Genomic DNA, 21,643 nt, shown 5'->3' on the forward strand with positions numbered 1-21,643 from the left:
CTGGGAGATTACACAGTGACGTAGTACTTTAAGCTACATCCGAAATTCGTTGCCCCCACCGTTACTGAACAGTGCGCGGCGAACTTCGGTAAACAGTTTCACAAGTGTATTGCTTAAATACGCCTGAAATTTGCTTTTACCCAACGTACGGTCATAAACGTCGGTTGGTAAAAAGCGTTGCATTTCATTCACGAAGTTATCACTCTGAACCAGCTGCGGTAGGCGTTGAATAAGATCGTTCAACATCGCTTCGTAGTCATTTAGTTTATAGTCAACTAGCTTCTGCTGCACCAAGTCAGTATTTAACTTGGCGCCTTGTTGAAGTAACCATGGCAAATCCCAAATATCCCGATTTCGCGTATATTTTTTGGTAGCAGCTAAGGACACAATCTTGTCTGCCATAATTTCGTCTAGCGACTCAGTCATTACAAGTAAATCGCTATAGCCACTTGGCAAAAACTGATAGTTTGCCTGCAGCGCTAAAGGTTGCTTGGTATATGCCGGCACATTCGCAACCTCAAGTTTAATGCGTTGCTTTGGCAAGCTTTTGTTTTCGGGTGCAGTTACGACCGCAATCTGCCATTTTTCAATTCGCAACTCAGCGTAGGTGGGTTCGGCCTTCAGTTCGTTAGGTTCTTTTACTGTTACTTCAAGGCCGTAGCGATTGCCAATGTAGGTTTCAATACAAGCCTTCATCTCAGCTAGTTGCGACGAACTAAAGTCATAGCCACCAGCGAAGTCTAGATCTTCACTGAAACGGTTTCCGCCATAACATAAGCGTAGCGACGTGCCACCTTGAAAAATGAGAGAGTCAAGCAGCCCTGCCTGTTCAAGTGCATAAAGAATATCGTAATGCAGCAGTTCTTTCTCAACTACGGCCCGCATATGGCTCACATGTTGGTCGGCCATGGCGCGCTCAACAAGCTGTAAAAAGTTTTGCTTATCCATGGTCATTTAATACCTCAGTATCAACTAAATGCAGATTGCGGCCGACCTGTTTTAAGTCACGATAGGCGGCAGCCTGCGTGGCGAGCCGAAGCGGACGACCAACTTCAACGGAATTATCCAAAATATCGATAACGTCGCGCTTGGTATGGGTAAATTCGATAGTACCAAAGGGCGTTTTAAATTCACCTGAACGGCCGGTGGTCATTACCGTTAACCGATCAATTGGAATTTGTGAAATAGCACCGTATTCTGACAACGCAGACTCAAGGCTGACATAGTTGTATTCACCGCGTCGAATAGCACGCGCCACCAGTTCTAGCGTGCTACTACCCTTTGAACGTGCCGGCATGTAGACAAAAACACCATTACTCGTCCGCACCAAAATGCCGTCTTTAATTAGCCGTTTAATACCAGCGCGCAAATTTGCTTCACTGTCTTCATAAAAAATTTTTCTGAGATCCGACAACGCATAAACGTAACGACCTTGTTTGTCGAAATCAGATAATTTTCGAATAGCGTCGAGTTGCTTCATCTCACTTGGTTCACACTAATAGTAACTTTTATTACCATTAGTGTAGACCCGTTGCGTTCTTGTGGCAATATAGTGTTACATTAAGACTGGTATGTTGGCACAAACCTTCGTGTTTGAGGTTTAGCCGCGAATAACCGAAAATGCTTGGAAGAGCTCGTCGGTGAGGGGTTCACTGAGCCGCCAGGTAATGTTCATGGGTTGTGAGCCGTGGTAGCTAACAAAATCAACCGACCCGCAGGCGCGATATGGGCTTTGTTTGTTGAGGCGCACGAAGAGCTGAAATTGCCAGCCATTTTGAGCCTGCTCAATGTATCGCCTACCTGCAGGTGTGCTAGGGCGCGTAGAGCTTTGCGATTGCCAGTGGAACAACGAACGGCTAATGGCATAATCGTCGTACGCCACGCCTTCATGAAGTGCGTCGGATTTGTCGAGCGTTACGAACAGTAATTCAGTTTTTTGCTCAGTCAATCGCAGCACCCCTGCTTGAAACGGCGATGCTGTTGTTTCCGTGTAATAACCGATGGCGGCGAGAATTTCCCGAACATTATATGCACTGTGCAATCTCAAAGGCGTATCTTTTAAACCAGAAAGCGGCGCATATACTCTGCTAGTGCGGGCATCTAAGTAATCAGCAAGCTCTACTAACTCATTACATACTTCCCGTAATGCAGCGAGTCGCTCCATCACACTTGCAATGGTAAGTGCACCACTGCCACCAACTAGCTGATAACACAACATGAGCAAGCGAGTTTTATTTTCTGCAGTAACTTCTAGCTCACCAAGGCTGGCACCCAAAGCTCTCATTACATTGAGTTGCTCCACGTCATCAACATGCAAAAGCGCAGCAAAGCGGCGGCTAAAATAGCGCTCTTCTTCAAGTTGGTGAGCGGTTACTTCCTCGGTAGCTATTTTCGCAGCCCGCTTCAGTGGGATCCAGCCAGTTTTACCAGTTCCGGTAGCCCGACGGTAAATATCATCAAGCTCAAGCTGTTGTTCGTTTAAGAACTGGCTGAGTGAATCCGCTCCGCCTCTGGCTCGGCAATGAGCGAGCTCTTGGGCTAATCGATTCCAACTGAAATTCACCGCCTCTCGCAACGAGGCAAGAACTTGTTCACGGGCGTGGCTTTGCAATTGAATGTGGCAGCCCATGGGCAGCTTACCAAAGCCCTTCTCAACACCTTCCATAATACCTTTGCGAGAAAGCCCGGTAATGGCACTGTAAAGTACATCGAAGCGGAAGTTGCCTGTGGAATTACCCACAAAATCAATCACCAAACAGCTCTCTTTGCCTTCATGCAAACGGAGCCCACGGCCAATTTGCTGTTGAAAAAGCGTGGCGCTTTGGGTTGGCCGCAACAACAGCAAGGTATCAACAAAAGGCAAATCCACACCTTCGTTATATAAATCAACCGTTACCAGCACGTTTATTTCTCGGCGCTCAAGCATCCGGGGTAACTCTTTGCGCTCAGTAGCCGTTGCTGCGCCGGTGATTAAAGCGGCTTTGATACCCGCGTTATTAAACATTTCCACCATGAACTCGGCGTGGGCAATGGTTACACAAAACGCCAAAGCACGGCATTCCTCAATATTGCTCACCAACCCTTGCCAAGCATTCACAATGGCTTGTGCACGCACATGGTTGCCGGTTAATACCGCATCTAACGCACTAATCTCTCCCGCTTGTCGCCAAGGAACTTCGCGATAATCCGTATTGTCGGCACAGGCATAGTATTCAAAAGGCGCCAACAATTGCTGATCGAGCGCATGCCAAAGGCGTAACTGTGCGGCAGGCCAGCCGTCCGGGCGCATATCAAAATGGGTGAAAATGCTTCTATCATCGGAGCGCTCAGGCGTAGCAGTAAGCCCTAGCAAATAGCGCGGCTGAATAGCCTGGGCAAACTGAGTAAAACTATTAGCGGCAATGTGGTGGCACTCGTCGATCACCACCACACGCCAATAATCGGCCCCAAATTGCTCAACCAGATTCTGGCTCAATGCACTTTGAATGGTCGTGAACACATGGGAATAACCGCTGGGTTGATGTTGTCCTGAGAGAAGCTCACCAAAATTACCGTCGCGCAGCACATGCCGATAGGTATTCAACGCTTGCTCGAGTATTTCTTTACGGTGCGCCACAAACAACAAACGCGGTTGCCCACCCTCTCGCTCACACAAGCGTTTATAATCAAACGCGGCCATTACGGTTTTACCCGTGCCCGTTGCAGCCACCAGCAAGTTCCTAAAACGGCTATGCTCGCGTTCATTCTCAAGCTGATCCAACAAAATACGCTGGAAAGGCTTCGGTTGAATATCGAAAAAAGTGGTGATGCCTTGCACCACTTCGTATTGCCCGCCTTTCTCGCGTACAAGCGCGTCTTTAAGGGCGAGTTGATGCTCTGCGTTCTGCGGGTCGTAGGTTTGAAATTCTTCGTCTTGCCAAAGGGTTTCAAAATGGGCTTTGGCGCGGCTAAAAAGTGCTTTTTGGCCCCTTTCGGTAAACTTCACTGTCCATTCTAAACCGCCCATAAGCGCTGCGCCGGAGAGGTTTGCACTGCCCACATAGGCCGAACCAAAACCGGTTGCTCGTTCAAAAATCCAAGCTTTAGCGTGTAGCCGAGTTCGCCGCCCATCGAGAGATACTTTCACTTGGGTATTCGGCAGCGCGGCAAGTTGATCGAGCGCTTTTTGATCCGTAGCACCGATGTAGGTGGTGGTAATAATGCGAACTTTGGTTTGCGAGTGCCCCGCCGCGTTGAGCGCCGTGATGCGTTTCAAGGTGTCGATAATTTTGCGCACACCCGAAACCGTAATAAAGCTCACCAGAATGTCCACTGAATCGCAGCTATTCAGCTCACTTTGTAGCTCATGTAAAAGCGCGGGAGAATCTTTTCCCGAAGTAAACAGCCATGGCTGCGCAAGACCAATGGCTGGCAGTTCTAATGTTTGGCTCGGTGGTGAAATACTCCGGAGTACTTGAGGAGGATTTGTTATTGGGTTTGCTTCACTCTCAACCTGCGCAAGCTGCCGCGCTTGAACTAGCAGTGCGTTTAGAAACTCCACTTGCCGTTGTAAGCGCTCTTGACCGCTGCCACCCGATTCTGCAACTTGCGCTAGAATATCGGAAATCTGCTCAGTAATAGCATGAGCTAAATGGCGTGCACCGGTTTCTAAATTAAGGCTCTCAAGCTCCGCACGGTCGCCAAACTGCGTCAGCGCCTCGCCTAACTCCGAAGTTCTGAGTAACTCATACAAACCCTGTGGCAAATCTGGCATGCAGCCTCCTTACTTGGAAACTTAAAGTGCCAGGAAAATTTGTGAAGGGCAAGTTTGAGGTGTGAATTAGTAGCGCGATTCAAAAAACGTGCATCAATGAATGTAGTAGCATAGTTTTAACTCACCCACGAACGCACTAATTTCAATGGGCTGACAACAAATTTGACGATACACAATTTGTTTCAAAGCGATTTTATGCAATCAATGCAATCGGTGTTCGCGCCGAGCTTCGATTTGTTTGGCTGGTAACTCGTTACTCAGCATCGGCCGCAGCGCGGCTTGCACCTGCGGTAACAACACAGAGAACTCCTGCAAGAATACCTGCTCTGATACCTCATCATTGAACATCAAAGTTACCATCAGGCTCTCGGGAAAGCGCTGGTAATTCACCTCATGCGTTAACCAAATAGAGCCTTCGAGCTCCGGCTTCATAGCTTCACAAACATCGGTTAAACGCCGAATGATTTCAGTTTCCAGCTTTTTGTCAGATTTTCGCATGGTGATTCACTCCCGCTTACACAACAGATCTTACTCAAATGCTTCTTATGTATTTGTGTCTTGCGACATCAAAACCATTAAACGCGGATTCATAAAAAGCTTCTCTTTGCCGGAGGCTAGTTCTTGCAACACACCGATATCGCATAGCTGTTTCAAGTAAACTGAAGCCGTCTGGCGTTTTGCAATGTCGCGTTCTACCAGATTACTGATCCGACAGTAAGGTTGCTCAAAAATAACTTGAACCAGTTCATGGCTATATACTTTAGGAAGTTGCGCCTTTACATACTCACTCGTGCTCTGCATAAGCTCTCTAATTGCTGCGATTTTGTCGCAAGTCCACACAGCCGTTTGCTCAACTGCTTCCAATATAAACAAGAGCCAAGGCTCCCACGTTTGTCCTCTGGTAACCCCATTTAAAAGTTGATAATAATCTTGTTTGTTTTGAACAATATATCGACTCAAGTAAAGTATCGGCAGGGTTAGTAAGTTTTGTTCAATGAGATAGAGAGCATTCAAAATCCGACCGGTTCTCCCATTACCATCATAAAAAGGGTGAATCGCTTCGAACTGATAGTGGCTCACCGCCATTTTAATTAGGGGATCAAGATCATCTTCCTCGTGAAGAAAGTGTTCCCAATTCGTTAAGAGATCTCGAATCACCGACTCCCCCACTGGCGGGGTATAAACAACTTCCCCAGTTGTCTGATTGCCTATGATAGTGCCAGGCATCTGACGAATATCCATATGTAAATTTTTTAACGTGCTACACACCTCAATAGCCGTTGCCGTACAAAGTGGTTTTTGTTCTAACTGAATAAAGCCTTGGTAGAGAGCCGTTCGATAACGTAATGCCTCTTTTGTCGCATGGTCCGCAGCTTTATCTTCCGAGGCATATTTAAAAAGCTCATCTGTCGTAATGACAATATTTTCAATTTCAGAGCTGTCCTTTGCTTCAAGTAGAGGCAATAAATTGATCAACATGCTCTGGTTAGGTATCAGTTCTCCAGCCTTTTTTAACTCAGCTAAAGCTGCCCGGGCAGCTATACAGGCTTTGAGCACGGGTTTGGTTTCTAATAGCTCGTGCTCCGGCGGCAACAAAGGTAATTGATTATAGGGACGGTCAGCATACCAAATCATGTTTAAAAATCCTGAATAAATCGACACGTTTAGGTTATGCCATGAGTTTATGTCGTTATTATCGACATGACAAGTTTTCATGTCGATTTTTATGCATTTCTTCGATACATTGTTAGTTACTCATCCGTTCGCACAAACCCAGCCATACGGAACCAAGCCGGCGGTTGCTTGACTAATGAGTGTCCATTTTGTTGTTACAAAAGGAGTTGAGGGGTAGATGGGAATTATAGGGATAAAAACAAAGCGACTAGTTTGGGTAAATTTTATTGTATACGGACTAGGGTTAGTTATTTTAACCATTCTTTTATTGAGAAGTATTTTTGTAGAAGAGTGGACCTTCAGAATACCGCGAGAATTTCTGATTGCATTTTCGATTTTTGGAATAATATCAATTCCAATTGAACCAATAAGAGCTGTAAAACGATTTAAAAAAATCGACGATACTGCCGTCGTTTTAATAAACGATAATCAGATCATTGGGGAAAATACATCATTTGATTTAGCTTCATATCCCGAAACCGAAATAACATTAACCGGCACTTCTACCAAATCGCATCGCTACTCGATTTCTATAGTGAACGATCATAACAACTCACAGCTAGTGATAAGTGCTGATTATAATTGGTCTCTAACAATGGAAGAGTTTAAAAAGGCTTTACCTGAAAGCGCGAATATTCAACTTCGCGCTTTCAACAAGCCAATTTGATAATTGTTGTGTAGACCAGCACCTTGCACAAGCCTAATAACAGATCTACACTAAATAACTTATTTGGTAATTTAGTGTAGACCCATGGCAAAATCTGATGAGCTACTAAACGTATTCGCGAAAGCGGTTCGCGCTGGCGGAGGCGTTCACAGTGCAACTGAGCTGGCTTTTATGTTGGGTGTGCCATGTAGCCCCGCTTTCAGAAAATTCCTAGTAGATAGCGTTAAGAAGGGCTTGCTAAGACGGGTGGCGAAAGGTTTCTATGAAAGTATGATTACCCCCCCTGAGCCCGAGACCGCCATTTATAAAATCATCAAAAAGTTACGCAGTGGCGTATTGAGTTACATCAGCTTAGAAAGCCAGCTCAGTTATACCGGCGATATTTCGCAAATTGTGATGGACAGGATCACGGTGGTGACTAAAGGTCGAAGTGGATGTTTTGATACGCCTTATGGCGTGATCGAGTTTACCCATACTAAAAGGTCCGTCGATCAAATCGCTCCTAATTTGTATTATGACCCCGACATCAAAATGTATCGCGCATTTAAAGAGCAAGCGGTTGCAGACCTAAAACACTGCCGCCGTAATCTACATATGTTGGAGAGCTAAGTATGGGGGAGCATGTAGGAGATAAATTATGCTGAAACAACAAATTCGCCAAATCGTACAGTCAAACCCTGACTATGCAGCAGTTACGCCCGTGATAGAAAAAGAAATCTTGCATCATGACATTATGGACGTGCTGATCAAGCAAGGCGTTATGCAACGATTAACCTTTATTGGCGGCACCTCTTTACGCATGTGTTACAACAGCAGCAGGTTGTCAGAAGATCTTGACTTCAACGGTGGTCATGACTTCAAACCATCGGATTTTGAGGGGTTGGAGTCCGAGCTACAGACTTATATTCAAAATAAGTATGAAACTGAAGTTTGGGTAAACAAGCCCTCTGGCGAACAGCAAGGGGATACTGTTTCGTGGAAGATTAGTATCGTGAAAGAGCCTAATCGTCCTGATTTACCAAGACAGAAAATGCATATTGACGTCTGCGCAATACCCTCATTCGATATCGAAAAGCGTCCGTTAATCAATCATTACGACATTGTTGTGCCGACTGAAGGCATCTTAGTTCCTGTTCAATCATTACAAGAAACACTGGCCGATAAGCTTATCGCGTTAGCGTATCGAGCAAGGCGTGTTAAACCTCGTGATCTCTGGGATATTGTTTGGATTAAGCAGCGCGGAATTGATTTATCCAAGGTATTGGTTGAAAAGAAACTCAACGCCCGACACAAGCAAACAGATGACTTTCGACAGGCGCTGTCTATTGCGTTAACTAAGCTAATGTCGGAGGAGGAAGTACACGATGACTTCAATATGGAAATGAGTCGTTTTATCCCAAAGCAAATTAAAGAAAGAACCTTAGATAACCCAGAGTATTGGGCATACGTTCAGGGTGAGGTAAAAGCCATCGCGTCTGAGTTACTTCATGATGGCAAACCAAAAAATCCATTTAATATGAGCTAGTTTTGAATATTCGAATTTCATAAACTGGGCCTGTTTAACTAGATGGACAAAATGATTTCAAAGGTCTACAAATCATTACCTATAAAGTAACTTTGTGTAGACCTCTAGCCGCTGCATTTCCCCGTTCAGTAAAATACACTGATGAGTACTTAACTTACATTTCACACTTTTACGCGCAGAAAAGTGTGATTTGGTGGCCTTTGGCATTCAGGGATTCAGGGATTCAGGGATTCACATCATCGCCTTGGCCAACGCGCAAGCAAAACTTAAAAAGTAGGATATTAATCCAATTATATGCATAAAAGTTGGAATTTAGTCCTATGTTTTTCATGTTAGAGTTGCTTAGATTTCAAGGTTGGACTATATTCTCATTATTGGTTGAATAGTGGGATTATAATCCCTTTGGTTGGTAATATGGCTAAACGTGATTTACACAATGTACTGTTTCCAAAGCAGCGCAAAATCCTGACTCATTTTGGCGAAGACTTGCTGTTGGCGATGAAACGACGTGGTTTTACTAAAAAGCTGCTGTGTGAGCGTACTGGCTTTGATCATAAAACCGTGAACAAAGTCTTCGCCGGTGATCCGGGCGTTGCCATAGGCACTTACTTGAAGGTCATGGCGGTATTGGGAATGGAGAGTAATTTTGCAGAAATGGCCTCTCATGACGAAGTTGGCATCAAGCTGCAAAACATAAAATTACTGGAAGGTTCAAGATGAGCCGTGAAATCGTCGAAGTCTATGCCGACTGGCAGCCAATTGAACCGCCTTTGCTAATAGGGCAGCTTACTTACAGCGACTCAAACCGAGGTGGCGTATTTAGTTTTGCCTACGATAAAGCATTTTTAACCTCAGCCTATCGCTTGCAAATCGATCCAATCCTGACGCTTCACTCTGGCGAACTCTACAGCGATGAAGCCGATAAAAACTTCCGTGCATTTCTTGATTCATCACCTGATAGATGGGGACGTATCCTAATGCAACGGCGTGCGGCCATTGAAGCGCGCAAAGGCATTCGAGCAACAAGTCGATTAAACGAGTTGGATTACCTGCTCGGCGTACATGACTCTTACCGAATGGGTGGTATTCGATTTAAGCGAGCAGGTTCGGATGCTTTTTTGGACGACAATTCTGAATTTGCTGCGCCGCCGATGGCTTCTCTGCGAGAACTAGAGCACGCAGCAATGCAGATTGAAAAAGACGATAACATCGACAGTGACGAGTATTACCGCTGGTTGAAAATGCTGATTTCTCCAGGCTCATCACTAGGTGGTGCAAGACCCAAGGCTTGTGTGACAGATGAACAAGGCCTTTTGTGGATTGCCAAATTCCCTAATTTAAATGATACCCATGACGTGGGGGCGTGGGAGATGGTCTGTTATGAATTGGCTTTGGCGGCCGGTGTTGATATGTTTCCAAGTGAGATTAGGCAGTTTTCCTCACAGCATCATACCTTTTTAACAAAACGGTTTGACCGCAACGGTAATCAACGGCTCCATTTTTCATCGGCCATGACACAGCTTCAATACTATGATGGAGAGCAATCTCAAGGCGCCAGCTACTTAGAAATTGCCGAGTTTCTCTCCACTCAAGGCGCACAAACGGAAGCAGATTTAGCACAGTTATGGCGTCGTATTGTATTTAATATTGCGGTGTCCAACACGGATGATCACCTGCGAAACCATGGGTTTCTATTAACAAAGAATGGCTGGAAGTTATCACCGGCTTATGATTTAAACCCGATAGTGGGTAAGCACGGCCTGCACCTAAATATTACCGATGCAGACAACGCTTTAGACTACCAATTAGCCTTTGACGTAAAAGATTTCTTCCGACTTTCTCAAACCCAAGCCACGCAAATTCACGATGACGTATTATATGCGGTGAAGCAATGGCAAGCCGTTGCTAAACGGATAGGGATCAGCCGAGCCGAGCAAGCAATGAAAGCGTCGGCTTTCAACGTTTAATTGCGAAGTATCCCAGTTATAAGTTCAAGTGAAAGTATCAAATATCTGCAAGTCGATTTAGACCATTAAAATTATTCGATGTTCTGGATCTGCTCCCGCATCTGCTCAATTAAAACCTTAATTTCAACGGCGCTGTTGGTGATTTCGCTGTTGATGGATTTTGAGCCGAGGGTGTTGGCTTCGCGGTTGAACTCTTGCATCATGAAATCGAGGCGGCGGCCGCAGGCTCCGCCTTTGCGGAGCATTCCGCGGGTTTCTTTGATGTGGGAATCGAGGCGGTCGAGCTCTTCGGCTACATCGGTTTTTTGTGCGAGCAATACCATTTCTTGGGCAAGGCGATCGGAATCAAGATCGATTTTCGCTTCTTCGAATTTGCTTACTAGGCGCTCACGTTGCCATTCGAGTACCGCTGGCATGTTAGCGCGAACCTTGCTGGCTTCATCGCTGATGCCTTCGAGGCGGGTTTCGATTAGTTTGCGCATGTTGGCGCCTTCGCTGGCACGGTGCTCAATAAATGCCGCTAGCGCGCGTTCGAACCCTTCTAGCAATGCCTGTTGAATGGCATCCATATCTGCTTCTGCGGCTTCTAAAACGCCCGGCCAGCGCAGAACATCGAGTGGGTCGATAGAAGCACGAGCGCCTTGTTCTTGAACCCATTCAGCTGAACGTAATAACGCTTTCGCCAAGTTTTCGTTTACTTGCAATTCGGTGTTAGCGCCGGCATTAGCTGTAAAGCGCAAGCCACACTCTACTTTGCCCCGTTGCAGCTGTTTGCGTAAGCGTTCGCGTAAATTGGTTTCTAAACCACGAAATTGCTCAGGTAAACGAAAGTAGGTTTCGAGGTAGCGCTGGTTTACCGAGCGCAATTCCCATACCGCAGTGCCCCATTCAGATTTTACTTCTTCGCGGGCGTAAGCTGTCATGCTGTAAATCATAATTATCCTTATAAACAAAGCGTTATAAATACTTTGTTCGGCAGTTCCACGCCATTATGTGTCGCTTAATGCTGCTGAACGGGTGTAAGTATAACCATAGCTATGAATAATGCACGGCCCGCTTATCTTAAAAACCTAGCGGCATAGCGAAAATTTCCGCAAAAGCATATAATGAGGCTGTTTTATGCCCTCCATTCCTACAATCAGCAGAGGTTTTCATGCGTCCAAGTGGCCGTACCGCACAACAAATTCGCCCGGTAACTATTACCCGGAACTACACCCGACACGCCGAAGGCAGCGTACTGATTGAGTTTGGTGATACCAAAGTTTTATGCAACGCCAGTGTTCAAGAAGGCGTTCCACGCTTTTTGAAAGGTAAGGGCAAAGGTTGGATAACCGCTGAATATGGCATGTTACCGCGCGCTACTCATACCCGTTCAGATCGCGAAGCGGCTCGTGGCAAGCAAGGTGGCCGTACAATGGAAATTCAGCGGCTTATCGCGCGTTCATTACGCGCCGCGGTTGATTTAAGTGCGCTTGGCGAAAACACCATTACCGTAGATTGCGATGTGATTCAGGCCGATGGTGGCACGCGCACAGCTTCGATTACCGGCGCTTGTGTTGCTATGGTTGATGCTATTAATTATCTGCGCAAAAAAGGCGCGGTAAAAGGCAACCCGTTGAAGTGCATGGTAGCCGCTATTTCTGTTGGTATTTATAAAGGTGAAGCGGTAGCTGATTTGGATTACCCAGAAGATTCAGCCGCAGATACTGATATGAATGTGGTAATGACCGACACCGGCAAAATCATTGAAATTCAAGGCACGGCCGAAGAAGAGCCGTTTAGTTTTGAAGAAATGAACAGCATGGTTGAGCTGGCGAAGCATGCGATTCGGGAGCTGAACGATCACCAGAAAGAGGCGCTAAATTAATGAAAGGGTATCAACGGGAATTTATTGAATTTGCGCTCGGTAAGGGCGTATTAAAATTTGGTGAGTTTACGCTGAAATCGGGGCGCACTAGCCCCTACTTCTTCAACGCCGGGTTGTTTAACACCGGCGCTGATTTAGCGCGTTTAGGCCGCTATTATTCCGCGGCTCTGGAAGATTCAGATATTGCTTACGATGTGCTTTTTGGCCCTGCTTACAAAGGCATTCCAATTGCCAGCGCTACGGTAGTAAGCCTGTATGAACACTGTCAAAAAGACGTGCCGTATTGCTTTAATCGCAAAGAGAAAAAAGACCACGGTGAAGGCGGAAGTTTAGTAGGTTCGCCGCTAAACGGCCGGATTATGCTGGTTGATGATGTAATTACCGCGGGCACGGCTATTCGTGAATCGATGGATATCGTAGAAGCAAATGGCGCCAGCTTAGCGGGTGTGCTGATAGCCCTTGATCGGCAAGAAAAAGGCCGTGGCGAGCTTTCGGCGATTCAAGAAGTTGAACGCGATTACAAAGCGCCTGTTATTGCCATTGTTACCTTGGGCGATATTATCGAATATCTATCGGAACGCCCTGGCAACGAAGATATGCTCGCTAAAATGCAGGAGTATCGGGCAACTTACGGTATTAGCTAACTTGTTCAGCGAATACAAAAATGCCCGCAATCGTTGCGGGCATTTTTATTCAAGCAAAGGCTTACGGCTCTTGAATTGCCACGCCCATCACGCCATTGAATATTTGGCAGCGGCCTCGGCTAAGTTCTAGTTCGCTATTTTCGGTTGTTTGCATCATTAACACATAGCGCTCTTGTAACAAACGAAGTTGTTTCGGGCCTCGGCAAGCCACATCTACGTTATCGGCAATACCAGTATCGCCCAAGAAACGATTGGTGGTGCTCTCTGGGAAGAATTCTGGCTGTTGTGCCATTACCACACTTGCCACACGGCTACCGGCCAAACGCCCCATGCTGCCATTGCGCAGGTAATGGAAAGTTGCCGCTATCATGCTTTCGGTGCCTTGGGCGCTTTCCACAAAGAACACGCTGTTCGAGCCGCGCACGGCAAACACGCCATTACGGGAATTCATGAACACTGCGGTATCGCGATCAATGCCCATCGCTAAAGGGGTATTTGTATCGGCGGCTACACGTAACATTCGAACTTCGCGGCCCCGCTGGCCAACATCAGTATCCACAATTCCAGCGCGGAACACACCAACACCACCAAGCGGTTCGTAGGTAAGTGAATTCGGGTTTAAACCCCGTGGGCAGCTGTTATCAAAATCACAACCCACTGGCGGTGCTGCTGCGGCTCGTGAGCCAACGCTCATCGCTTCACGGCTATGGCCGTTGGTAATCATATTGGCGCTTACTAATGCTTGCGCGCCTTCACCTGCACCGCCAACCGCTAATTTACCTTCGTTAAAGCGGCTGCGTAATGCCTGCAACGCGCTAATTGGCTCGCCCGTTGGCAATAAGGTATTGCGTAGGCGGTTAGCACTACCACCGGTGAAGAAAACCCCATCGGCACTGGCTAAAAGCTCGGCAGCTGCACTTTCATTGTTACAAAACGCTAATTGTTCGGCATGCCGGCTTGGGTTTACGCGATCGCGATCATAATTACCACTCAACTCACGGCGCAATGGCTCGAGCTCGCCACAAGCTTCATTCAGCTGCGCTTGCGTTACCGCTATATCCAGCGGCAACCAGCGCGCATTGGCACCGGCTTGTTGAAATGCTTGCACGTGGCTATCTACGGCGCGGAAACTATCACGTTCGCCGGCGGTAACCACCAAAATGGTTGGCTTAGAGCCTTTAATACGCTCGGCCATTTGTACAAATTCAGCAATAAACTCGCCGCTGTTATCTTTGTTTTCTGCCAAATTTACAACTTCATCAAGGCCTTCTAAGCGCGGCATTTCTAAGTTATCGAGCACCCGCTCATATTCCGCTTCCGAAAGGCGCATAATTAATTCTAAATAGGCACGTGAGCGCAAGCGCTCAACAAAGCGATACTCAGGCACCACACCGCGGCCGAAGTAATCCACCATTTCGCGAAGAGCAACATCGAGTTCTTCTCGAACACCACTGCGCGCGCGCGGCCAAATGGCTTGGCGCAAAGCTTCGCGGCGGCGCACATCGGTAAGTTGGAATAAACGCGCGGTGCGCATTTCGTTGGCTTCTATCCAGCTTGTGGAATTACAGTAATCAGAGTTCATGCTCGAACATATCTGCAATTCACTTCCGGTAAGCATTAGGTTCCACTGCGGGTTTTCGGCTGAACCGTTGTTTGCCGCTTGTGCGCTTAAACTTGGGCTGCTAAACACTAAACCAAGGCTCACAGCGGCGAATACTGCTTTTAACATACTGCTCATTGGGTTTTACCTTTCGTTGCTCTTGCCTACTTTTAAGCCATTTCAGGCTACTACGTTTTCGGCACTGCCCATGTGGCAATGATAATATGATGCTTCTAGTTCAAGAGCACCAGTATAACGCATTTGAGTATGCAATCGCCGCTAAGTTTCTTTGCCGGATTTATAAATAGAAAGGGGGAATGAGTGCGAATTACATTCCATCACTAAAATCGTGTTGCCGCCATGCTTCATAGCTTACTAACGCAACCGAATTCGATAAGTTTAACGAGCGATTATTCGGCATCATGGGAATACGCAAGCGCTGAACTTCAGGAATTTGGGCCATTACATCGGGTGCTAAACCCGATGTTTCTGAACCAAATAGCAATACATCGCCCGATTGGAATTGCACATCGGTATAGTTACGCGTGCCTTTGGTGGTAATGGCATAAATCGTATGCCCTGCAAACTTTTCCGCAAACGCAGCAAAATTAGGGTAACGCTCTACTTGGCTTAGATCATGATAATCGAGGCCAGCGCGCCGTAACTTTTTTTCTTCAAAATCAAAACCCAAAGGCTCAATTAAATGCAGCCGGCAACCATTGTTCGCCGCTAAGCGAATTACATTACCGGTATTCGCCGGCATAACCGGGTTAAACAATACAATGTGAAACATCGATACCTTCCTTTATTTTGCGCGCAGAAATTGCAAAATTTGGTTCATGGCCCGTTCACGAATCACATCGCTTTCAACCAAAATTTCATGGCGAGCCCCATCGATTTGTATCAATTTGCTCGCTTCATGTTTCAACCGATTTACAAACTCATGCTGTGGTTTTGGCGCCACCACTAAATCTTCCGTGCCTTGTAGTACTAAAGCCGGAATTTCAATTCGATCCGCATTTAAAACAACTTGGCGTGCCGCCATAATCGCCTCGGCCACCCAATAATTGGTGGGGCCACCCACCTTAATATTTTCCATATCTGAATACATTTGGCTGAACCAAGAATATCGGCTTTCACTCTGGGTAAGTAAGTTTTCAGCAAACGGAAGCATAACGTAATCGCCAGTGGTGGGTGCATACCAAGGCCGCTTGGGCGCAAAAATACTATTGATATACGCTAAAAATTTAGTGAGTGGTTTCGCTACCCAAAATGGGAAAGGCCGGGTTTGAATACCAAACATTGGTGATGAAAAAACGATTTTCTGAAACGGATTAAACGGATACTCATCGCTACCGGCAAGCTGTTGCAAATATTGTGCTGTAATCGCGCCCCCCATCGAATGCGATACTATATAGGCAGGCTGATTACCTATTCGCGGCTCCAGCAATTGCACCCACTCGGCAAAATCATGCGCATACTCAACGAAGTTATCAACATGGCCATGTTGATGATGATGGGTAAGCCGAGAAGAATGGCCTTGGCCACGATGATCAATCATGGCAACCGAATAACCAGCAGCCACCAACTCAAGGGTGATTTCTTGATACTTTAAATAAGATTCAATTCTGCCTGGAGAAATCACTACCCAGCCCCGGCTTGGTTCTGGCGCTTGTTCATTAGCTTTTGCTAGGCTGGCAACAAATTGATCGGTTGGATCGTTTAGCGGATCTACAACAGTGGAAGCATTCGCTTCTTCGGGCAACTCTTTATTCTCAAATAGAGCATAGCGAATTTCGTGGCCATCGCTGCTGCGAAACTCTCCATGCTCGGCATACCGATAAAACTCATGAAGATCTTCGCGAGCCCAATCCAGCCATGCACTGTGGGTATCTTTTGGGCGGCGATTTAACACCGCAAGTGCATATTTACTGGCCATCTCGCTCATGCGCTATCCTTATGAATTCAATAAAATAATAGCTACCTTACGCTGTAAGATAGATTTTCACTATTCTAGCGCGGTTTTTTCACAAGGATAAGTGATTAATTCGTGATGGGTAGGCTTACGGTAACCGCTAGGCCACCGGCAGGGTGATTTATCGCTTTAATGTGGCCATCAAGCACCGCTGTAGCGCGTTGGCACAGTGCCAAACCTAGGCCAACACCAGCACCATGGTGGCGCGAAGGGTCCGCTCGGAAAAAAGGTTCGAACATTTTTTTCAGCTTATCCTCTGGCACACCCGGGCCTTCATCATGCACGGTGATTTCGAGCCAGCCATTATTTGTTTCCGCTTCCACCGATACCGAACCATTTTCAGGCCCATACTGAAAACCGTTACGCACTAAGTTCTCTAGCACTAGGCGTAATAAAACACCATCGGTTTCGAGTTCAGGAATTTTTTCTTTCGGCAACTGCAGCCTGCCATCCCAGCTTTCTTGGTCTTTGCCATACTGCAAAAAATATAAATCACTGCGAAGTTCTACGAGCATATCGGATATATCAACCGGCCCCTTTACTAATTTATCAAGGCCATTTTCTAAGCGCGAAAGCCATAAAATACTCTCGATAATTGAGCCTAACCGATAAATATCTTTGTTTAGCTGCACGTAATTGCGATCGGCTTTTAGTTCTTCGGTTTCCATTAAATCGAGGGCCACTTGCAATCGCGCCAACGGCGAACGCAACTCATGAGAAACATCACTCAGTAAGCGGCGCTGAGCATCACGAGAATTGGCCAACTCGATGGCCGTTGATCGCATTGTTCGTGCTAACTCACCGAGCTCATCGTTACGTTCAGGCAACCTTGCTAAATTGGGTGTAGCCGAGCCAGCGGCAATTTCGCGAGTGGCGTTACGTAATCGTTTTAATGGCCTTACAAACCACCAACCTAAAATCAATGCGCCTAAGAAGGAAGCACCGATAGAGAGCAAAATTAACCTCGGCATCCATGTTTGATCTTCATAAGCAACCAACGCAGCAAGTTCTTCGCTCGTTGCCGAGCGGCTCATTACTACTCGGCCAGCACTACTTTCTAACGGCCCCGCATAAGTGCGTTCTTCAAGGATAACTTGAAGCGGTTCATTACTTTGCAAAATATCAAATGCAGCGCCCACTTCGGTTTGACTCATGCCAGGAATATATTCGATATCACTGTTATCGGGGCTATCCACGGCAACCACACGGTAATCACCCACCAACAAGCGGCCAGGCTGAATCATTCCTACGCTTGAGGAATGATGCAAAATGGGTGCAAGCGCACGCTGAAAATCTGCCGCCATGGGCGTAGGCCCCGGCGGGCGTGAAAAATAAAGAACTACTGAGAATGCGGCAATCGCCGTAAGCAGGATTAAGGCCCAAAATATTGCGAGTAATCTGATCGTTAGTGATTGGTACCAGCGCGTACGGCTTTGCAGCATAGTTAACTTTCCAAGATTTCTGGTTCCATTACGCGGTAACCTCTACCACGTACCGTTTGAATACGATCTGGGTGGGCCGGTAATTTCTTCCGTACATTACTAATATGTACATCAAGGGAACGATCAAAAGGCCCTAACTGGCGGCCTAAAACATGATTGGATAAGCTTTCTTTGGTAACTAACTGGCCATGGTGGGTTACTAACTGGCGCAACACCTCAAATTCTGTAGGTGTAAGCGTGAGTTTTTCGCCATCGCAATTAGCCACTGCGTTAACGGTATCCAGTTCGAACCCAGCAAAACGAATGGTTTCTATTACCTTAGCTGAATCCGCGCCCTTGCTGCGGCGCAACAACGCTTTTACGCGAGCAATAAGTTCGCGCGGATAAAATGGCTTGGGCAGGTAATCATCGGCACCGAGCTCTAAACCTACAACACGATCAACATCATCACCCCGGGCTGTAAGCATAAGTACAGGGGTTTCAATACCACTTTGGCGCAGCTGCTTGAGAACCTGCAAACCATCCATTCCTGGCAACATAATATCGAGTAAGATTAACGAAAAGGAACCCTCAGTTGCGGTATCTAGGCCAATTTTGCCGTCCTCAACTGCGGTAAGACGAATCCCCTCTCTGGCGAACACATCCGTGAGCATTGCGCCTAAATCAGCATCATCATCTATCAACAGAACATGAACCACAATTTACCTTCCTTTCGTAGTATTTACGATGTTGGGTTAGCTCGGGTTCTGCCGGCTAACCTTGAAAATGGAAACGTCTTTACAATCTTTACATTTCCACAATCTACCCTTTACACAGTGAGAAGCGAGCGCCTTTGCATTCCCTTTACAGTATAGATGCACGCAAATAATACGCTTCATTCTGTAATTTAATTACTATTGGTCAATTAATCGCCTCGTTTATTCAACTTGCGCGTTAGCGTATTCCTTCCCCAACCTAAACGTTCTGCCGCTTGTTGCCGATGGCCCTTGGTTTGCAAAAGCGCAGTATCAATCGCTAAATCCTCGATTTCCGCAAACAATACACCGCAGCGCTCATTATCGCTGCCATCCAGCGCTCGCATAAATTCCGCCTCTAGGGCCTTTCGCCAGTTTTGCTGAGTATCGGGCGCCGCCGTTGATAGCTCGTTGGCGATAATTTCTGATTCTGCGTTTTCGCTTTGCAAATCAGCCGGCAGTTCATCAACATCAACAACATCGCCGCTCGCCATTACGGTTATCCAGCGGCAGCTGTTTTCAAGTTGCCTTACGTTACCTGGCCAAGCTGCTAGTTGTAGCCGCTGCATAACCGCTGGTGTTAATCGCTTTTGCGGCATTTGTAGCTCTTTGGCAGCCGACGCTAAAAAATGTTCCGCCAATGCTGGAATATCACTGCGCCGTTCATGCAATGCTGGAAGCTGTAAGTGAATAACATTCAACCGATGGTAGAGATCTTCCCGAAAACGGCCCTCATCAATTGCTTTGCGCAAATCAATGTGGGTTGCCGCAATAACGCGAACATTCACCGTTGCCAGTTGATGGCTACCCACCGGATAAAATTGCCCTTCGGCTAAAGCCCGCAACAGGCGGGTTTGTACCGCCAGTGGCATATCGCCAATCTCATCGAGAAACAGCGTGCCACCATCGGCTTGTTGAAAGCGGCCGGCACGGCGGTTTTGAGCGCCGGTAAACGCGCCTTTTTCGTGCCCAAACAGTTCTGATTCAATTAGCTCACCGGGAATTGCCGCCATGTTCAGCGCAACAAAAGGTTGTTCGGCCCGCGGGCTATGATCATGCAAAGCTTTTGCCACTAATTCTTTACCCGTGCCCGATTCGCCGGTAAGCAACACCGAAACACTCGAGCGCGAGAGCCTGCCAATCGCGCGGAACACCTCTTGCATCGCCGCCGATTCACCAATAATACCGGTGTCGTTGTCCGCGTTCTCTGGCACCTTTTTCGAACTCTCGGTTTGCTCACTATGTTTCGGTTTAATCGCCCGCTCGGCAATCGCAATTACCTCATCGAGATCAAAGGGTTTGGGTAAGTATTCAAAGGCTCCACCTTTAAATGCTCTTACCGCACTTTCTAAATCTGAATGCGCTGTCATTACAATTACCGGCATTTCTGAAAATTGCTGGCGAATTTCTTGCAATACCTGCATACCATCCATGCCTGGCATACGCACATCGGTAAGCACCAATGCTGGCTTTTGCGCCCCACATTCGGTTAAAGCTTCAAGGAAAAACTTGGGCTCTGAGAATAGCCGAGGCTGCCAACCTGCACCTTTAAAGGCTCGCTCCAAAACCCACCGAATCGAGCTATCATCGTCGAGAATCCAAACACTTCGTGTCATCCTTGAGCTCCTTCTTCGGCATTGTCATCAAGATAGGGCAGCACTACCGTAAATTCCGTGTGCCCCGGACGGCTACTCACTTCTATTTTGCCAGCATGCTGATGAATTAATGATTGCGCTATGGAAAGGCCTAAGCCCGTGCCTCCCTCGCGGCCCGTTACTAGTGGATAAAACAATGTATCTTTTAGTTCAGCCGCAACGCCGGGGCCATTATCTTGCACACATATTAAGGCACATTGGCGATAGCGTTTCCCGTAGATTGTTTCTTGATGGCTTACCCGTGTGCGCACCAAAAGCTGCCGTTCGCCATCTTGATCAGCAAGCGCATCAAGTGCATTACTCAGTAAGTTAAGACACACCTGTTCTATTTGATCGGCGCTAATATATAAATCAGGAAGGCTAGGATCGTAATCTTTCGAAATACTCAGGTTCTCGGGTTTGTTCACAGAAACTACATCAAGCACTTGCTGCAATACCGCATGAATATTCTGGTAGCTGCGAGCGCTGGGCCGGTTTGGGCCAAGCAACCTATCTACAAGGTTTCGTAATCTATCCGATTGCGCCATTATTAATTGTGTGAACTCGCGCTGCTCCGGCTCTTGTAGTTCAGCATTCAAAAGCTGAGCGGCACCACGAATTCCTCCGAGCGGGTTTTTAATTTCATGCGCTAAACCACGCACTAACTGCTGTGCGGCTTCTCGCTGATGCTGCTGCGCTTGCTCTTGGTTAATACGCCGAATCAGATCTACTTGCCGCAACTCAATCAAAATCGCGGTATCTAAGCCTTTGAAAGCCGCAATAGATGCATTCAACTCAATGGTTATTGATTTACCATCATGAAAAACCCAGCTCACATCGCTATCCGATATGCTTTGCTGGTTAAGCGCTATGTTTCTTAATAAGGTAAGATCGAAGCTGCTATAGCGTAAATGGCTTTCAAGGGGCGCGCCGAGCAAACGCCGTGAGCTACCAGAAAAAATAGCATCGGCTGCCGCGTTGGCGAAACAAACGTGAAGATTTTTATCGAGCACTAATACTGCACTGGTGAGCTGATCTACAAGCTCATGGTTAATGTTTTCATGCAATACAGGATTGGCAGCCGACATATGAACCTCAGTGATATGGTTATAGCGCACCGAGAATGTTTTGGTGCAATGGAGATTTTGCACCAGAATGGTG

The 21,643-nt window shown here is 46.8% G+C and carries 20 protein-coding genes; 7 read left to right on the forward strand and 13 right to left on the reverse strand.

The window, feature by feature from the left end:
* Nucleotides 1-33 precede the first annotated feature (33 nt).
* The 5 genes from A28LD_RS05640 to fic form a co-directional block, all read right to left on the reverse strand.
* Nucleotides 34-948 carry a nucleotidyl transferase AbiEii/AbiGii toxin family protein gene (locus tag A28LD_RS05640; protein WP_202796074.1) on the reverse strand — a complete coding sequence of 305 codons (915 nt, stop codon included), beginning with the start codon at nt 946-948 and terminating at the stop codon, nt 34-36.
* Complete coding sequence (abiEi, locus tag A28LD_RS05645; protein WP_007420107.1) at nt 941-1,480, reverse strand: type IV toxin-antitoxin system AbiEi family antitoxin; 540 nt, start codon at nt 1,478-1,480, stop codon at nt 941-943. Before abiEi (A28LD_RS05645) ends, A28LD_RS05640 begins: the two co-directional genes overlap by 8 nt.
* Nucleotides 1,481-1,600: 120 nt before the next feature.
* Nucleotides 1,601-4,753, reverse strand: a complete 3,153-nt coding sequence (locus A28LD_RS05650) for a DUF3427 domain-containing protein (RefSeq protein WP_007420108.1) — start codon at nt 4,751-4,753, stop codon at nt 1,601-1,603.
* Between the two features lie 201 nt (nt 4,754-4,954).
* A complete protein-coding gene (locus A28LD_RS05655; protein ID WP_007420109.1) occupies nt 4,955-5,251 on the reverse strand; it encodes a hypothetical protein in 297 nt (98 codons plus the stop codon).
* A gap of 45 nt (nt 5,252-5,296) precedes the next feature.
* Complete coding sequence (gene fic, locus A28LD_RS05660) at nt 5,297-6,388, reverse strand: protein adenylyltransferase Fic (protein WP_007420110.1); 1,092 nt, start codon at nt 6,386-6,388, stop codon at nt 5,297-5,299.
* A gap of 217 nt (nt 6,389-6,605) precedes the next feature.
* Between fic and A28LD_RS05665 the strand changes: the two genes are divergently transcribed.
* The 5 genes from A28LD_RS05665 (at nt 6,606) to A28LD_RS05685 (ending at nt 10,586) form a co-directional block, all read left to right on the forward strand.
* Complete coding sequence (locus A28LD_RS05665; protein WP_007420111.1) at nt 6,606-7,094, forward strand: hypothetical protein; 489 nt, start codon at nt 6,606-6,608, stop codon at nt 7,092-7,094.
* Nucleotides 7,095-7,178: 84 nt separating this feature from the next.
* Nucleotides 7,179-7,703, forward strand: coding sequence for a type IV toxin-antitoxin system AbiEi family antitoxin (gene abiEi / locus A28LD_RS05670; protein WP_007420112.1), 525 nt, complete (start codon nt 7,179-7,181; stop codon nt 7,701-7,703).
* Between the two features lie 28 nt (nt 7,704-7,731).
* On the forward strand, nt 7,732-8,619 hold the full coding sequence (locus A28LD_RS05675; protein WP_007420113.1) for a nucleotidyl transferase AbiEii/AbiGii toxin family protein: 888 nt from the start codon (nt 7,732-7,734) through the stop codon (nt 8,617-8,619).
* Nucleotides 8,620-9,033: 414 nt separating this feature from the next.
* Nucleotides 9,034-9,339: a helix-turn-helix domain-containing protein gene (locus A28LD_RS05680; RefSeq protein WP_007420114.1), complete on the forward strand. Its 306-nt coding sequence runs from the start codon at nt 9,034-9,036 to the stop codon at nt 9,337-9,339.
* The gene (locus tag A28LD_RS05685; protein ID WP_007420115.1) at nt 9,336-10,586 is read left to right on the forward strand and encodes a type II toxin-antitoxin system HipA family toxin; all 1,251 of its coding nucleotides are present in this window, start codon (nt 9,336-9,338) and stop codon (nt 10,584-10,586) included. The genes A28LD_RS05680 and A28LD_RS05685 overlap by 4 nt, the downstream gene beginning before the upstream one ends.
* Before the next feature lie 71 nt (nt 10,587-10,657).
* On the opposite strand, the gene A28LD_RS05690 is transcribed toward A28LD_RS05685, so the two are convergent.
* Nucleotides 10,658-11,521: a YicC/YloC family endoribonuclease gene (locus A28LD_RS05690; protein WP_007420116.1), complete on the reverse strand. Its 864-nt coding sequence runs from the start codon at nt 11,519-11,521 to the stop codon at nt 10,658-10,660.
* 218 nt (nt 11,522-11,739) lie between these two features.
* On the opposite strand from A28LD_RS05690, the gene rph reads away from it, so the two are divergent.
* Both rph and pyrE read left to right on the forward strand, forming a co-directional pair.
* On the forward strand, nt 11,740-12,453 hold the full coding sequence (rph, locus tag A28LD_RS05695; RefSeq protein ID WP_007420117.1) for a ribonuclease PH: 714 nt from the start codon (nt 11,740-11,742) through the stop codon (nt 12,451-12,453).
* Entirely contained in the window at nt 12,453-13,097 is a 645-nt protein-coding gene (gene pyrE / locus A28LD_RS05700; RefSeq protein ID WP_007420118.1) for an orotate phosphoribosyltransferase, read from the forward strand. The genes rph and pyrE overlap by 1 nt, the downstream gene beginning before the upstream one ends.
* A gap of 61 nt (nt 13,098-13,158) precedes the next feature.
* Here pyrE and A28LD_RS05705 read toward each other — a convergent pair whose 3' ends face one another.
* From A28LD_RS05705 to glnL, 7 genes are all read right to left on the reverse strand, one after another.
* The gene (locus A28LD_RS05705) at nt 13,159-14,835 is read right to left on the reverse strand and encodes a hypothetical protein (protein ID WP_007420119.1); all 1,677 of its coding nucleotides are present in this window, start codon (nt 14,833-14,835) and stop codon (nt 13,159-13,161) included.
* Nucleotides 14,836-15,025: 190 nt separating this feature from the next.
* On the reverse strand, nt 15,026-15,490 hold the full coding sequence (locus A28LD_RS05710) for a tRNA (cytidine(34)-2'-O)-methyltransferase (RefSeq protein WP_007420120.1): 465 nt from the start codon (nt 15,488-15,490) through the stop codon (nt 15,026-15,028).
* A 12-nt stretch (nt 15,491-15,502) separates the two neighbouring features.
* A complete protein-coding gene (locus tag A28LD_RS05715; protein WP_007420121.1) occupies nt 15,503-16,645 on the reverse strand; it encodes an alpha/beta fold hydrolase in 1,143 nt (380 codons plus the stop codon).
* 95 nt (nt 16,646-16,740) lie between these two features.
* Nucleotides 16,741-18,114 carry a sensor histidine kinase gene (locus A28LD_RS05720; protein WP_007420122.1) on the reverse strand — a complete coding sequence of 458 codons (1,374 nt, stop codon included), beginning with the start codon at nt 18,112-18,114 and terminating at the stop codon, nt 16,741-16,743.
* A gap of 2 nt (nt 18,115-18,116) precedes the next feature.
* Nucleotides 18,117-18,812 (reverse strand): response regulator transcription factor, encoded by a 696-nt coding sequence (locus tag A28LD_RS05725; RefSeq protein WP_007420123.1) that lies wholly within the window; start codon nt 18,810-18,812, stop codon nt 18,117-18,119.
* Between the two features lie 206 nt (nt 18,813-19,018).
* The gene (gene ntrC / locus A28LD_RS05730; protein WP_007420124.1) at nt 19,019-20,464 is read right to left on the reverse strand and encodes a nitrogen regulation protein NR(I); all 1,446 of its coding nucleotides are present in this window, start codon (nt 20,462-20,464) and stop codon (nt 19,019-19,021) included.
* A complete protein-coding gene (gene glnL, locus A28LD_RS05735; protein ID WP_007420125.1) occupies nt 20,461-21,570 on the reverse strand; it encodes a nitrogen regulation protein NR(II) in 1,110 nt (369 codons plus the stop codon). Before glnL ends, ntrC begins: the two co-directional genes overlap by 4 nt.
* Between the last annotated feature and the right edge of the window lie 73 nt (nt 21,571-21,643).

It is taken from the genome of Idiomarina sp. A28L (assembly GCF_000218785.1).
GTDB lineage: Bacteria > Pseudomonadota > Gammaproteobacteria > Enterobacterales > Alteromonadaceae > Aliidiomarina.

What these genes read in the sequence shown, in the direction of transcription:
- A28LD_RS05640 (WP_202796074.1), bottom strand. Translation starts at nt 948, where the DNA reads ATGGATAAGCAAAACTTTTTACAGCTTGTTGAGCGCGCCATGGCCGAC.
- abiEi (WP_007420107.1), bottom strand. Translation starts at nt 1,480, where the DNA reads ATGAAGCAACTCGACGCTATTCGAAAATTATCTGATTTCGACAAACAA.
- A28LD_RS05650 (WP_007420108.1), bottom strand. Translation starts at nt 4,753, where the DNA reads ATGCCAGATTTGCCACAGGGTTTGTATGAGTTACTCAGAACTTCGGAG.
- A28LD_RS05655 (WP_007420109.1), bottom strand. Translation starts at nt 5,251, where the DNA reads ATGCGAAAATCTGACAAAAAGCTGGAAACTGAAATCATTCGGCGTTTA.
- fic (WP_007420110.1), bottom strand. Translation starts at nt 6,388, where the DNA reads ATGATTTGGTATGCTGACCGTCCCTATAATCAATTACCTTTGTTGCCG.
- A28LD_RS05665 (WP_007420111.1), top strand. Translation starts at nt 6,606, where the DNA reads ATGGGAATTATAGGGATAAAAACAAAGCGACTAGTTTGGGTAAATTTT.
- abiEi (WP_007420112.1), top strand. Translation starts at nt 7,179, where the DNA reads ATGGCAAAATCTGATGAGCTACTAAACGTATTCGCGAAAGCGGTTCGC.
- A28LD_RS05675 (WP_007420113.1), top strand. Translation starts at nt 7,732, where the DNA reads ATGCTGAAACAACAAATTCGCCAAATCGTACAGTCAAACCCTGACTAT.
- A28LD_RS05680 (WP_007420114.1), top strand. Translation starts at nt 9,034, where the DNA reads ATGGCTAAACGTGATTTACACAATGTACTGTTTCCAAAGCAGCGCAAA.
- A28LD_RS05685 (WP_007420115.1), top strand. Translation starts at nt 9,336, where the DNA reads ATGAGCCGTGAAATCGTCGAAGTCTATGCCGACTGGCAGCCAATTGAA.
- A28LD_RS05690 (WP_007420116.1), bottom strand. Translation starts at nt 11,521, where the DNA reads ATGATTTACAGCATGACAGCTTACGCCCGCGAAGAAGTAAAATCTGAA.
- rph (WP_007420117.1), top strand. Translation starts at nt 11,740, where the DNA reads ATGCGTCCAAGTGGCCGTACCGCACAACAAATTCGCCCGGTAACTATT.
- pyrE (WP_007420118.1), top strand. Translation starts at nt 12,453, where the DNA reads ATGAAAGGGTATCAACGGGAATTTATTGAATTTGCGCTCGGTAAGGGC.
- A28LD_RS05705 (WP_007420119.1), bottom strand. Translation starts at nt 14,835, where the DNA reads ATGAGCAGTATGTTAAAAGCAGTATTCGCCGCTGTGAGCCTTGGTTTA.
- A28LD_RS05710 (WP_007420120.1), bottom strand. Translation starts at nt 15,490, where the DNA reads ATGTTTCACATTGTATTGTTTAACCCGGTTATGCCGGCGAATACCGGT.
- A28LD_RS05715 (WP_007420121.1), bottom strand. Translation starts at nt 16,645, where the DNA reads ATGAGCGAGATGGCCAGTAAATATGCACTTGCGGTGTTAAATCGCCGC.
- A28LD_RS05720 (WP_007420122.1), bottom strand. Translation starts at nt 18,114, where the DNA reads ATGCTGCAAAGCCGTACGCGCTGGTACCAATCACTAACGATCAGATTA.
- ntrC (WP_007420124.1), bottom strand. Translation starts at nt 20,464, where the DNA reads ATGACACGAAGTGTTTGGATTCTCGACGATGATAGCTCGATTCGGTGG.
- glnL (WP_007420125.1), bottom strand. Translation starts at nt 21,570, where the DNA reads ATGTCGGCTGCCAATCCTGTATTGCATGAAAACATTAACCATGAGCTT.